Consider the following 13,185-nt stretch of genomic DNA (forward strand, 5'->3'; position numbering starts at 1 on the left):
GGAATTTTCCTGATCCGGCCGTCAGGGTGCCGGCAGCAGGGGCGTCACGGCCTTTTTGAAGTCCTCGAACGGCAGAACCCCTTTGTAGGTCTTGCCGCCGATCACGAAGGACGGCGTGGAATTCACGCTGTGGAGCCGTTCGCCGTCCAAGCGGGATTGCAGGATCGCATCCTGGAGTGCCTGGTCGTTGCGGCAGGCGTCATAGGCGGTGCGGGACAGACCGGCGAGCGCGCCGAGACGGGCGAGGACCTCCACCGGATCCTTGGCGTGCGACCAGTCGTCCTGCTTGGCGAACAGCACCGAGAGCAGCGGGAAATAACGCTCCGGTGTCACACAGCGGGCCAGGGTCGCGGCCTCCACACCGCTTCGGTCGAGCGGGAAATCGCGATAGACGATGCGGATTTTGCCGGTATCGACCAGTTCCTGCTTCACCTGCGGCAAAACCGTGTTGTGGAAGGTGGCGCAGTGATGGCAGGTGAGCGAGGCGTACTCGATCACCTCGACCGGAGCCTGGGGATCACCCAGCACGCGCGGCATGGTGGCCGTGACCGGAACGGCAGCGGTGACGGCGGTGGGCGTCTGCGCCGGAACGGCGCCGGCCACCAGCCAGACGGCGAGCGGCGCGGCGAACAGAACGGCGGCACGAAGGGTGCGGCTTGCGAACATGACGATGGAACATCCGATGGCGGGGGGAGGCGACGGGACGCAGCCTGTGCGGCGCCCGAAGCCTTCCTGATTGCGAGGCGAAGCCGGTTGGCGGGCTTTCAAGGAAAGCCGTTCCATAGGGCAGCGGACCGGCGGACGGACTTGTCCGCCGGGATGCGCTCAGACAGCCATGGACGCGATCGGAGGTCGCTGGTCGGGAGCCAAATCCCGTCCCGCTGCGAGGATTGGCGAAACAGGACGGTACCGCTCAGCCACCTGGGCGGGGAATGCCGCCCCAGCCGGTGAAACCGGGAGAACGACACAGCCACCGCCATGCAGGCAGGTCACAACTGGGAGATTTCCCGCGTCGGCCTCGCCCCCGCTGCCGGAATCGCAGCCATCCGGCAGGCAGGCCGTCCAGGGCAGCGCGACCGTTCCTGCGCTTCTCTCCGGCCACCCTCGGCCCGCAACGGCCTGCACCGCACCGAGCACGAAGCTCAGCAGCAGCAGGACGGGCATGAGGCGGCGCAGGCGGATCATGCCGGGATGGTAGCGCGTCCGGAGATGCATCAACAACCGCAAAGGACACTGGCGGGCCGCCCGCACCATTCCCCGGCGGAGCGTCGCACGAAGATAGCTCTTGCTTCTCCAGCGGCTGGAGCATGCACGGTCGGGAGCTTTAGCAGAGGCGGAGAGCGGAAGATCATGGCGGCGGAGGCAATTCTGCACTTCATTGGCACGCAGGGAACCTTTCGATGAGGCGATGGAAGGCAGCCCTGGCGCGCCTTGGCCGACACCCCGCGGTCGCGGTGCCGGCCGGCGGTATGCTGGGCGCGCTGACCGTCCTGGCTCTGCCGCCCTTCTCGCTCCCTCCCTTTCTCGTGCTGGGACTCGGCGGTCACTTCCTGCTGCTCCAGGGCGCCTCCCCGCGGCTGGCCGGATTGATCGGCTGGAGCTTCGGCCTGGGCTTCTTCGTCGCCGGAACGCATTGGATCGCCGAGAGCTTCTACGTCGAGGCCGACCGCTTTGGCTGGATGGCCGTTCCCGCAGTCGGAGGACTGAGCGCGTTCCTTGCCCTGTTCCTCGCCGCTCCGGCCTGGGCCTTTGCCCGGCTGCGCATCGGCGGCGCGGCGGGCGCCCTGGTCTTTGCTCTGCTCTGGATGGCCTCGGAGTGGGTGCGCGGTCACGCGCTGACCGGCTTTGCCTGGAACCTGATCGGTTATGCCTGGGTCGATCATCCCGGCGCCCGGCAGATCGCCGCCCTGGTCGGCAGCTATGGCCTGGGTCTGCTGACGGTTCTTGCCGCGGTTCTGCTGCCCCTGTCGCTGCTGGCATGGTCGCGACGGGAGCGCCGCCGGGCGCGCATGGGGTCGATCCTTGCGCTGCTGCTGTTGGGCGGAGGTTCCCTGCGCCTGCCGGCGACCGATGGCGGCGAGGGGTCAGGGCCCGTGTTGCGGATCGTCCAGGGGAATGTCCCGCAGGCCCGCAAATGGCGGCCCGAGGAGCGGGCCGCGACGGTCGAGCGGTATCTCGACCTGTCATTCCGGCCGGGACGCTACGATCTTCTCCTCTGGCCGGAAACCGCCTATCCGGGCTTCCTGGACGAAGCCCGCGACGTCCTGGCCCGCATCGCCGCCCAGCTGCCGCCCGGCGCGCAACTTTTGGCCGGAACGCCGCGCCGCACGCTGGAGGCGGCGGGACCGGCATTCTGGAATGCGGTTGTCGGGGTGGACGGGGCCGGCGCCATCGTCGCGGCCTACGCCAAGCATCATCTGGTCCCGTTCGGCGAATATGTTCCTTTGCGGCACATCCTGCCCTTCGACCGCTTCACCGCGGGTTTCGGTGAATTCTCCGCCGGACCGGGTCCCCGGACCCTGACGGTCGGCAAAACAGCGGTGGGGATCGCGATCTGCTACGAAGCCATTTTCCCAGGTGAGGTGGTCGAGCGCGACCGGCGGCCGGACTGGATCTTCAACCCCACCAACGACGCCTGGTTCGGGATGTCGATCGGTCCGCACCAGCATCTGGCCTCGGCCCGCATGCGGGCGGTCGAGGAAGGGGTGCCGATGGTGCGCGCCGCGAACACCGGCATATCGGCGATCATCGACGGCTACGGCACCGTTCGCGCCAGCCTGCCGCTGGGCGAGACCGGCGTCATCGACGCGCCGCTGCCGCCGGCACTGCCGCCGACCCCCTACGGCCGTTATGGCGACCTCCTTCTGGTGCCGCTCGCTGGAGCCATCTTGGTCCTGGCTGTCCTGCTCGGCGGTGGGAAACACGTGTCGAACAGGACAGCAGGGTGCCGGGCTGGCCCATACCGGCCCGGCACCTGTTCGGAGCGGTCAATCGAAAAGCCGGCCGAAGAATGATCCATGACGGCCGCCATGCGTTCGCTGGGAGCCATGATCGCGACCCTCACCAGCCCCATGCCCGCCATGCCCATCCCGATGTCCGGCCCGGTGATCCGCAGGGCCGGACACGGGACGGAAGGACTCGTGGCCGTGAGGCGGCGCCGGGCATGCGGGCGCTGACGGCACGGCCCCCCACGGGCTGCCCGGACCCTGGGGAAGGAATCGGCCGGCAGCCTGCGAAGCTCCAGCCGGTTCGGGATCAAGGGCGCCACCCGCCGAGGGGGATGGCGACTGCATCGCATAGCGGGCGCTGCGCTCGATGATCGTGTCGAGTTCTCCACGGTCGAGCCATACGCCACGGCATTTCGGGCAATAGTCGATCTCGACACCCTGCCGTTCCGACATGACGAGCGTGATCCGGCAGTTGGGGCAGGACAGCCCGTCCCCCGTCGTTGCAACCTCGTTCACCAATCGGCACTCCTGCTGTCAAAGGAAGACGCGAAGCGAGCGTTCATCGGGTTGAAGGCGGGTCAGGGGCGGACGGAGAGAAGCCGCAACGCGTTGGCCGTGACCAGCACGGTGGCCCCGGTATCGGCGAGGATGGCCGGCCACAGTCCGGTGATCCCGACCACGGTGGTGACCAGGAACACCGCCTTCAGCCCCAGGGCGAGGCCGATGTTCTGGCGGATGTTCGCCATGGTCCGGCGCGACAGCGCGACCATCGCGGCCACATCGCCGACCCTTGCATGCAGCGCCGCAGCGTCCGCCGTCTCCAACGCCACGTCGGTGCCGCCGCCCATGGCGATGCCGACGTCGGCGGCGGCGAGCGCCGGGGCGTCGTTGATGCCGTCGCCGACCTTCGCCACCCGCTCGCCACGGGCCTGCAACTCGCGGACGATGCGCTGCTTGTCCTCCGGCAGAAGCTCGGCATGCGGCTCGACACCCAGGCTCTCAGCCACCGCCTTCGCCGTGCGGGCATTGTCGCCGGTCACCATCAGCGAGCGGATGCCGGCACGGTTCAGGGCCTCGATGCCGGCGCGCGCGTCGGGCCGCGCCTCGTCGCGCATCGCCAGCAGGCCGGACAGCCGGCCGTCGACCAGCAGGACCGACACCGTCTTGCCCTCGCCGTTCAGCACGGCGACCCGTTCCGCCTGCTCGGCGGACAGCCGATCCGCGGCCGCCTGCGGTGAAACGAGCATCAGTTCGCGCCCGTTCGACCGTCCCCGCACCCCCTTCCCGGCAAGCGCGCCGGTGTCGGACGCCGCGGTGACCGTCAGCCCGGCCTCTTCGGCGGCGGCGAGGATCGCCTTGGCCAGCGGGTGGCTCGACCCGGTTTCCAGCGCCGCGGCATCGGCCAGAACCTCCTCCTCGCTGCCGCCGGCGGCGACGATATCGGTGACACGGGGCTTGCCCTCCGTCAGTGTGCCGGTCTTGTCGAACGCGACGGTGGTGATGCGGCCCAACGCCTCCAGCACGGCACCGCCCTTCATCAGCAGGCCGCGGCGCGCACCGTTGGACAGGCCAGCGGCGATGGCGGCCGGGGTGGAGATCACCAGGGCGCAGGGGCAGCCGATCAGCAGCACCGCCAGTCCCTTGTAGATCCACTCTTCCCAGGCGCCGCCGCCCAGCAGCGGCGGCAGCACGGCGACGAGCGCCGCCACCACCACCACGCCCGGCGTGTACCAGCGGGAGAAGCGGTCGATAAAGCGTTCGGTCGGAGCCTTGCTCTCCTGCGCCTCCTCGACCAGCCGGACCACGCGGGCGATGGTGTTGTCCTTCGCCGTGGCGCTCACCCGCACCCGCAGGGCGCCGTCGCCGTTGATGGTTCCGGCGAAGACCTGTGCGCCCTCGCCCTTGCGCTTCGGCACGCTTTCGCCGGTCACCGGCGCTTCGTCGAGCGCGCTGTCGCCGGACAGGATCACGCCGTCGGCCGCCAGCCGGTCGCCCGGCCGCACCAGGATCACGCTCCCCACCGCCAGCGACGATGCCGGCACCGTCTCGGTCCTGCCGTCGCGTTCGAGCAGGGCGGTGTCCGGGACAAGCGAGATGAGGCCCTGGATGCTGGCCCTGGCCCGGCCGGCCGCGACGCCTTCCAGCAGTTCGCCGACCAGGAACAGGAACACCACCGCCGTTGCCTCTTCCACCGCGCCGATGACGACGGCACCGATGGCGGCCACCGTCATCAGCATCTCGATGGAAAAGGGCGTGCCGGCGCGCGCAGCGGCGAGGGCCCGCCGGGCGATCGGAACCAGCCCGACCGCCATCGCCAGCAGGAAGGCCCAGCTTTCCACCGACGGGACCAGCCTGCCGACGATGTAGGCGAGACCGAGCGCCAGCCCCGAGGCGAGCGTCAGGCGTGCCTTGGGCGTCTTCCACCAGGGACCGGAGCCGGCGTCATGGCTGTGAAGGTGCCCGTGGTCATGCCCGTGATCATGCGCATGGGCATGGGCATGGCCTTGCTCCTTCCCATGATCATGGCTGCAACCGTCATGCTGCCCGTCGCGGTGTTCCGCTTCGGCCTTCGGCCCACCCAGCGTTTCACCCGGACCGGTCTGGAAACCGAGCGCGTTCACGGGACGGGTGATGGCGTCGCCGGTGACGGACGGGCTATGGGTGACGGTCATCGTACCGTTGGGCACCGACACCCGAACCTCGTGGATGCCGTCCACCCGCCGCAGGGCCGTTTCGATCTTGCCGGCACAGGAACCGCAATCCATGCCGCTCACCCGGTACCGGGTCCGCTGCGTGGCAGGGGTCTCCTCGTTTTCAGTCACGCGCATCGGGCGCTCCCTTGTCGATCTGCTGATGCGACCGTACATTCTCCAGCGACTGGAGGATCAAGAGGGAAAAACGCAAGATGAAGCCTTTGACCATCGGAGAGCTGTCGGCTCAGGCCGGGGTGAAGATCCCGACCATCCGCTACTATGAATCGATCGGCCTGCTGCCCGCTCCACTCCGAACCGACAGCAACCGCCGCACCTATGACGCGGCGGCGGTCAGCCGGCTGCGCTTCATCCGGCATGCCCGGGAACTCGGCTTCGAAGTGGACGCCATCCGCCAGCTCCTGATGCTGGCCGACGATCCGGCCCATCCGTGCGGTGAGGCGGATGCCTTGGCCCGTGCCCATCTGGCGGACATCGAGTCCAAGATCGCCCGTCTCCAGGCATTACGGGCCGAAGTCCGGAATATGGTCGAGCCATGCCCGCAGGGGCAGGTCCGAACCTGCCATGTGATCGAGGTGCTCGCCGATCACAGCCACTGCCTGCACGATCACCACTGACGGTGGTGATCAAAAGCGGGGTCCGTCTCAGGAGCACCAAGCAACAAATTCCTCTTGATGCTCGAGCGGCTAGAGCAGGCAGGATGCCGACGGCACGCAGGTGCCGTTCTCATTGGGCTGAGGAGTGTTCGCCATGGCGTTTCGTTGGTCTCCAGCGGGTTTGTACATCGCGATGGCAATGGCGGTCATCGCGGTGGTTGCCGATCAGGTGAGCAAATGGACGATGCTCACTCACATCCTCACCCCGACGGACATCATCCCGGTCACGCCGTTCTTTAATCTGCGCCTCGGCTTCAACACCGGCGTCAGTTTCGGCCTGTTGTCGGGTCACACGACTTTGCCGCCCTATCTCCTGGCAGGCTTCGCACTGCTGGTGGCGCTCGTGCTGCTGGGATGGGGGGCACGGATGCCGAATCGTCCTTTGGCACTTGCGGCCGGGGCGATGGCAGGAGGAGCCATCGGCAACGCGGTCGACCGCATCCGCCAAGGAGCTGTCACCGATTTCCTGGATCTGCATGTCTTCGGCTGGCACTGGCCGACCTTCAACCTTGCCGACATCCTCATCGTCGGCGGAGCAGCCGCCATCGCCATCCGGCCATCTCCCAAGGTTGTGCCATCCTGAGCAGGTCCTTGCGACCGGCGAATGCTCTCTTCGCGTCAGAGGAATGGGGCACTTAACAGTCCTTTAATCTTGGGTGGACTACCCGTGATCGTGTCCCTAACCGCTGAGCCGGTCATCCCGCATGTTCGCCCGAGCACGCCTTGCCGCCACCATCGTCGCCATGGTGACGTTGTCCTCCCTGTCGGTGCCGGCCGCGGCCAAGGCGGGGCGCAAGTCGGCGGCGGCGCGGCCGGTCGTCGCAGAATTTCTGATGGATGCGGCCAGCGGAGCCGTGTTGAGGGCGCACAATGCCGACGTCTCGACCTATCCTGCGTCGCTGACCAAGATGATGACGCTGCTCCTGACCTTCGAGGCGCTCGACCGCGGCCAGCTTCGGCTCGACCAACAGCTCCCAGTCTCCTATCACGCCACGACAATGGCGCCTTCCCGGCTCGGCGTCGTGCCGGGAGACACCATCCGCGTCGAGGACGCGATTCTGGCGCTCAGCACCAAATCGGCCAACGACGTCGCCGTGGTTCTCGGCGAGGCGGTTGGCGGAAGCGAGGCCGCCTTCGCCCAGGCGATGACCCGGCGCGCGCGTGAGATCGGGATGAAGCGCACCGTCTTCCGCAACGCGTCCGGCTTGCCGGATCGCGAGCAGCGGACCACAGCGCGCGACATGGCACTGTTGTCCCGGGAACTCGTCCGCAACCACGCGCGCTACTACCCGTATTTCAGCCGCCGCAGCTTCGACTGGCAGAACCAGACCGTATACGGGCACAACCGGCTGCTCGACCAATATGACGGAATGGACGGGATCAAGACCGGCTACATCGCCGCCTCCGGCTTCAATCTGGCCGCTTCGGCTTCCCGTGACGGGCGCCGGCTGATCGCCGTGGTACTGGGCGGCGAGAGCGCCAGGAAGCGGGACCGGCGCATCGTCGAACTCATGGATGCCGGGTTCCACAACCAAGCCCTGGCGAAGCCGGAGGATGTGCTGGTGTCCGGTAAGCCGAAGGCCCGGCTTGCTGCGGTCGCCGGGACGGGCGGTTGGGCGATCCAGACCGGCGTGTACCGCAGTCAGCAGGCGGCCCGCCGGGACGCCGAGACCGCCCGGAAAAGCCTGGGTAGCCTGGCCACGGTGGCGATGCCGGCAGTTCAGCGCTCGGGCACACAGTATAAGGCCCAGCTGGTTGGGTTCGACGCGGCTGCGGCAAAATTAGCTTGCCGGAGCCTGAAGAAGCTGAAGACAGACTGCACTCTAATCCAGAAAAAACCGTCGTAATCTCTCCTTTCAGGCAGATCTGGCATCAACCAAAATCGGGTCGGATATCAATGCCAGATACATGACATGCCTCCATGATGAAGACGAAAGTGTAAATGTTTGCGGAACAGGGCAGACTTCTTGGACCAATGTTTTTTAGGATCCAAGATTGCCAACGCTTCAAGCACAGCCTGGGTCAGGTCGGGTATACTCCGTTTGCGTGAATGTGGCTTGCGGCCAAACTGTGCCAAACGGCAGGGGCAAGTCAGGGTTAGGCTTCGCCCTGCCGGCGGAAGAGCTTTTCGGTGACGTTGTTGCGCCAGCGGTCGCGCGAGCGCAGGTAGCGTCGTGCTACCTCGGTGGATTTGTGGCGGGTCTGGCGCATGATGTCGTGCAGTTGGGCCTCCTCCTCGGCCGCCGCGGTGGCGAGGCCGGCGCGCAAGCTGTGGCCGGAGAAGCGCGCCGGCTCGGGCAGGCCGGCCTTGGCGGCACCCTCCTTCACCAGCCGGGTCACCGCCTTGTCGGACAGCGGCTTGCCGGTGACCCGACCGTTCTTCAGTACGCCGCAGAACAGCGGGTCGGCGGGGTCGCGACTGCCGCGCACCGCCAGCCAGGCGTCGAGGGTGCGCAGCACGCACAGCGTCGGATCGGCGGCGGCCCAGATGGCCACGCTGTCGCCGCGCCCGTGCTGGTCCGTCTTGGAGCGGCGCACCGTCACCTCGACCCCGCGGTCGGGAATGCGAACGACATCCGCCACCCGCAGCGCCACCAGCTCGCTGCGCCGTAGCGCGGCGCCGTAGCCGATCAGCAGCATGGCGCGGTTGCGCCAGCCGAGCGGGCCATGCGGTTGGATGGCGAGCAGCCGCGGCAGGGCATCGAGCAGGACCGGGGCGGCCTGCCGCACGGCACGGTCGGCTTGGCCGCGGGCGAGGCCGTCAAGCACCAGGGCGATGCGCGGGTGCTTGAGATCGACGGGCACGCCGGCGAGGCGGTGGGCGGTGGCGATGGCGGCGAGGTGGACGCGCAAGGTCGGCACGGCCAAGCGCTCGGCCGCCTTGACCAGGTACAGGCCGATGATCTCGGCCTCGCCGGTGATCGGGGCGAAGCCGAGGCGCGCGCACCAGGCGGTGTACTGGGTCCAGGCGGAGCGGTAGGCGCGCAGTGTGCCCTCGCCCCGCGCCCGCGTCGCCCAGGCGGCGGCCTGCCCGGCGAGTTCGCGGATCTCGGCGGCGCGCGCCGGGTCGGCGGGGACGACGAGGCGGCCGAACAGCCCGGTCTCGACGGTGACGCCGGCGTCCGCGTTCGGCCAGGCGGCGCCCTCCCCGTCCAGGCGGACATCGGTCACGGGATCGTCGGACATCGGGGCTCCGGGGCGGCTGTCAATTTCCGCTTACCCAGAGAACGACGACCGAGGGATTCTGCGCTCCTCTGTCTCACCGTAAGGTGAGTTTTTCCAGAAGCCGTGCGATTCCATCTGCAAACCGTGAGACCAATTTGCAGCACGGTTGACGCCATGACCCGCCGGAACGCATCGGACATCCGGATCATCCCCCCGCATGTCTGGGAGGCGGCACGACGTGCCGAGCAGATCATCCGTCCGCTCGCCAGCTTGGTTCGGCCGCCGCGCTTGGTCGTGGAGGAGGCTGCCTCTGCTCTGGGGGTCAGCCGCGCCAGTGTCTATCGGATGGTGGCCCGTTACCGCGCCGATCCACGCACTTCCTCTCTCGTCACCGGCCGCGGCGGTCGTCCGGCTGGCATGCGCCTGATCCCCGCTGAGGTCGAAGCGGTGATCGATCAATGCATCGAGACGTTTTATCTCACCCGGCAGAAGCCGCGGCCGGCGGCCCTGCACCGGGAGATTCGGACGGCCTGCCAGGAGAAAAGCCTGCCGGTCCCGTCCTACAACACGGTAAGATCCCGCGTGCGGGAGATTGATGCCCGCAAGGCCCTGGCGAAGCGTGAAGGCGCCAAGGCCGCTCATGACAGGTTCGGTCTGGTCACCACGTCGGTCCTGGCCGATGGACCGAACAGCCTTTGGCAGATCGACCACACGCTGGTCGATTTGATCGTCGTGGACGAATACAGCCGGGAAGCGCTCGGTCGTCCGTGGGTGACCTTCATCATCGACGTTGCCACCCGGATGGTCGCCGGCTTTTACCTGACGCTCGATCCACCCTCGACGACGTCGGTCGCCTTGGCGTTGACCCACGCGGTCCTGCCCAAGGACGAATGGCTGCGGCAACGGGGCGTCGAGGGGAACTGGCCGGTCTGCGGTCTGCCGCAGATCCTGCACATGGATAATGCCAAGGAATTCCACGCACAGGACCTCACGCGCGGCTGCGAGGAGTATGGCATCACGCCCCAGTACCGTCCGGTGCGGACGCCGCATTTCGGCGGCCACATCGAGCGGCTGATCGGCACCATGATGGGCGCCATTCATCTGCTTCCCGGCACCACCCATTCCAACCCCCAGGATCGCGGGGACTATCGCTCGGCCGAGCACGCGGCCCTGACAATGCGGGAGCTGGAAACCTATCTGGCGCACGAGATCGTTGGAAAGTACCACAACACCGTGCACGCCGCGCTTCTGAGGCCGCCCAATGCGGCCTGGGAAACCGCGGTCGCAGCGACGTCCAACCGGGTCTTGCGCCTGCCGAAGGAACCCCGTCAGTTCGTCCTGGATTTTCTGCCCTCCAAGACACGCCGCGTGCTGCGCGACGGCATCCACCTCTTCAACATCGTCTATTTCGACCGGGTTCTTGCAACGTGGCTGACCAGCGGCGACCGGGACGTCGAGGTGAGATACGACCCGCGCAACATCGCGCGCGTTTACATCCGGGATGACGAGGGGCGGTACTTCACCATTCCCTACCGCGACACCACCCTTCCGGCGATTACGCTCGCCGAACATCGCCGGGCGGTCAAGCGGTTGCGGGCCGAGGGCCGCCGCTCGATCAACCAGGAGCTTCTGTTCCAGACCGTGCTCCAGCAGCGTCGCCTGGTGGCGCACGCCGTCGCGCAAACCAAAGCCAAGCGCGAGGAGCGCGGCAAGGTCTCACCAGCCCGGGTCAAGGCGACGAGGGCCGCCCGCCGCGCCGTCGAGCACACCGTGACCTCCATCGGCCGAACCCGGGAGACACCCTTGCCAGCCGCCGAAGGCCTCCCCTCGCCGGAACCGGACACCAAGACACCCCCGAGTGTTCCGGCGTCCTCGGCCACATCTGCGCTACCCACCCCATCCACACCGGTCCAAGCAACCGACGACCATTTCGACAGTGGTTTCGCCGACGATTCTCGCTGAGGTAGCTATATTGGAACTTCCACCCGTTTACAATGTCCGAAAAGAACGCTTGTCGGACGTAAGCTAAAACCGAAGGGGAACGCCCCTCCGGTGTGCGTTCGAATGGCCTGGGACAGACCGCTCGGCGGCAAAAAAAAGCCGGGTGCCGGGGCGCTGTCATCGCCAAGGATGGAAAGGTCGGTCTAGGTAGCGCCAAGCGGGCGGGAAAATTTCGCCTGATCAGCCCTCAGATTTTGGCGTGATTAGCCCTGAAAAACGGGAGGGAAAGTCACTCGGAAAGCCCAAAAATCCGAATTTCGCCTGATTAGCTCAGCAATGACAAGCAGCCCGTCAAGAAACGTCGCATAAGTTCCCTTATCAGACGTTAACTCCTCACGTTAAAACCTCATATTTCGACTCTGAGGGATAACGAACTTATCCTTCCGACCGAATAGGGTTTGCACTTGAAAATTTTCATGAAAATTTTCAAGTGCAAACCCCATCTCGCCCGCCCACTGGAAATCCAGCCGCATGCCCCAAACGACCAGTCTCCGCCGAACGGACGTGTCGCCAGCAACCGCCGCTTCGCAGGCTTCGGGCCGGCGTGGCCGTCACCCTTCAGCCAAGTGTGACCACGCCCACCCCAATCGCCTCTTGCGGGCGCTTGAGCGAGCAGCGGGTGCGGTGGGCGCCCTTGATCAGGCGTTGGGTGGACATCCGCTGGCACCTGCCTGGCTGTCGCTTTCTCCTGAAATTTTTCATTGAAAATTTTCAACGTCAAACGGCGTTGATCGCATAACAAAGAGGCAGCGGGAACGTCCACAAATTTCAATGAAGTCAATCGGGTAACATCTAGGAAAGGCTTGGATTGCAAAATCCGCCGAGGCCACTTGCTCGTCAGAGCTGCCCGTGTACCTGAGCCGAGCGCTATTGGGGTGACGCCATAGGACGGACGGCATTATACGCTAAGCACCAAACCATTGAGATTGCTTGCCCTTCCCGGCCACCATCCGAGCGGTCCAGAAACCGAACATTGTCGATCAGGCAGAACCGTAGCTGTATCAAACACAGGATTTTTGCGGCTTCCAGAGGAACTTCCAAGAGCGCCCATTGGTCCCGTCATGCTCCATGTTCCAGCTCAGTCTCCTTGTCGTAGTTTCTCGTCCGTCCTATGGCGTCACCCCGGACAGTCTGAAAGCCCTGGACCGACCACAAGGCCAGAGGTATTGGGCCATCCGCGAAATTTCAGCATACGTCCGGCCACATCCGGGCTTTTCTCCAAAGACTGGGGTGTCGCCGTATCGGTGATGGGCTTCGTGAGCAAGCGGGAAAACCACCGGCAAAACGCCTGCCTTGGAAGACGGACTGAAGCGCTCACACGGCGATCTGGCGGACTGTTCTTGGAATCCATTGCACATGATTTTGCGGCGCATGAGTCCATATGGCGGAATCGCCACAATATCGACCCAGCTTCATCACCATTTCCTCGATAGGCGATTTCGCAATCGTTGAAACGCGGCGCAACGAGGAAACTATCGCGGCATCCTTGGTTCAATCCGCCGAACATATGGAGCACGACCATGTCCCTTCCCCCGACGGATACCGGCTCTTTATCCTCATGGAACGCCGTGAAAGCATACTTCGTGCCACCTGTGGTGATTCCAGTCGCCATCGCGCTGACGGTCTTGCTCTTCGTCCTGATACATGGTCCCGCTGTCTGAACCGAAGGCTTCGCCATGTTCGAGAGCGTCGATCGGAAGTCCT

Annotated in this window: 9 protein-coding genes; 5 read left to right on the plus strand and 4 right to left on the minus strand. The window is 66.0% G+C overall.

Annotated features, from left to right (window positions below; genetic code table 11):
• Positions 1-21: 21 nt before the first annotated feature.
• Positions 22-666 carry a DsbA family protein gene (locus CRT60_RS10100; protein WP_098736314.1) on the minus strand — a complete coding sequence of 215 codons (645 nt, stop codon included), beginning with the start codon at positions 664-666 and terminating at the stop codon, positions 22-24.
• 734 nt (positions 667-1,400) lie between these two features.
• On the opposite strand from CRT60_RS10100, the gene lnt reads away from it, so the two are divergent.
• The gene (gene lnt, locus CRT60_RS10105; protein ID WP_204561803.1) at positions 1,401-3,014 is read left to right on the plus strand and encodes an apolipoprotein N-acyltransferase; all 1,614 of its coding nucleotides are present in this window, start codon (positions 1,401-1,403) and stop codon (positions 3,012-3,014) included.
• On the opposite strand, the gene CRT60_RS36715 is transcribed toward lnt, so the two are convergent.
• Positions 2,988-3,464 (minus strand): TFIIB-type zinc ribbon-containing protein, encoded by a 477-nt coding sequence (locus CRT60_RS36715; protein ID WP_280177208.1) that lies wholly within the window; start codon positions 3,462-3,464, stop codon positions 2,988-2,990. The two genes, lnt and CRT60_RS36715, sit on opposite strands and share 27 nt — an antisense overlap.
• Positions 3,465-3,526: 62 nt before the next feature.
• Positions 3,527-5,776: a heavy metal translocating P-type ATPase gene (locus CRT60_RS10115; RefSeq protein ID WP_098736315.1), complete on the minus strand. Its 2,250-nt coding sequence runs from the start codon at positions 5,774-5,776 to the stop codon at positions 3,527-3,529.
• Between the two features lie 77 nt (positions 5,777-5,853).
• Between CRT60_RS10115 and CRT60_RS10120 the strand changes: the two genes are divergently transcribed.
• From CRT60_RS10120 to CRT60_RS10130, 3 genes are all read left to right on the plus strand, one after another.
• The gene (locus CRT60_RS10120; RefSeq protein WP_098736316.1) at positions 5,854-6,276 is read left to right on the plus strand and encodes a MerR family transcriptional regulator; all 423 of its coding nucleotides are present in this window, start codon (positions 5,854-5,856) and stop codon (positions 6,274-6,276) included.
• A gap of 133 nt (positions 6,277-6,409) precedes the next feature.
• Positions 6,410-6,898, plus strand: coding sequence for a signal peptidase II (lspA, locus tag CRT60_RS10125; protein WP_244592390.1), 489 nt, complete (start codon positions 6,410-6,412; stop codon positions 6,896-6,898).
• A gap of 121 nt (positions 6,899-7,019) precedes the next feature.
• Positions 7,020-8,162, plus strand: a complete 1,143-nt coding sequence (locus CRT60_RS10130) for a D-alanyl-D-alanine carboxypeptidase family protein (protein WP_098736317.1) — start codon at positions 7,020-7,022, stop codon at positions 8,160-8,162.
• A gap of 250 nt (positions 8,163-8,412) precedes the next feature.
• Here the strand turns inward: CRT60_RS10130 and CRT60_RS10135 are convergent, their stop codons facing one another.
• Positions 8,413-9,501 (minus strand): tyrosine-type recombinase/integrase, encoded by a 1,089-nt coding sequence (locus CRT60_RS10135; protein ID WP_098736318.1) that lies wholly within the window; start codon positions 9,499-9,501, stop codon positions 8,413-8,415.
• A 153-nt stretch (positions 9,502-9,654) separates the two neighbouring features.
• Between CRT60_RS10135 and CRT60_RS10140 the strand changes: the two genes are divergently transcribed.
• Positions 9,655-11,442, plus strand: a complete 1,788-nt coding sequence (locus CRT60_RS10140; protein WP_098736319.1) for a Mu transposase C-terminal domain-containing protein — start codon at positions 9,655-9,657, stop codon at positions 11,440-11,442.
• The last annotated feature ends 1,743 nt before the right edge of the window (positions 11,443-13,185 follow it).

Source organism: Azospirillum palustre (assembly GCF_002573965.1).
Classification (GTDB): Bacteria; Pseudomonadota; Alphaproteobacteria; order Azospirillales; family Azospirillaceae; genus Azospirillum; species Azospirillum palustre.

Bases quoted from the DNA above. Each gene is read 5' to 3' on its own strand.
- CRT60_RS10100 (WP_098736314.1), bottom strand. From the start codon at position 666: ATGTTCGCAAGCCGCACCCTTCGTGCCGCCGTTCTGTTCGCCGCGCCG.
- lnt (WP_204561803.1), top strand. From the start codon at position 1,401: ATGAGGCGATGGAAGGCAGCCCTGGCGCGCCTTGGCCGACACCCCGCG.
- CRT60_RS10115 (WP_098736315.1), bottom strand. From the start codon at position 5,776: ATGCGCGTGACTGAAAACGAGGAGACCCCTGCCACGCAGCGGACCCGG.
- CRT60_RS10120 (WP_098736316.1), top strand. From the start codon at position 5,854: ATGAAGCCTTTGACCATCGGAGAGCTGTCGGCTCAGGCCGGGGTGAAG.
- lspA (WP_244592390.1), top strand. From the start codon at position 6,410: ATGGCGTTTCGTTGGTCTCCAGCGGGTTTGTACATCGCGATGGCAATG.
- CRT60_RS10130 (WP_098736317.1), top strand. From the start codon at position 7,020: ATGTTCGCCCGAGCACGCCTTGCCGCCACCATCGTCGCCATGGTGACG.
- CRT60_RS10135 (WP_098736318.1), bottom strand. From the start codon at position 9,501: ATGTCCGACGATCCCGTGACCGATGTCCGCCTGGACGGGGAGGGCGCC.
- CRT60_RS10140 (WP_098736319.1), top strand. From the start codon at position 9,655: ATGACCCGCCGGAACGCATCGGACATCCGGATCATCCCCCCGCATGTC.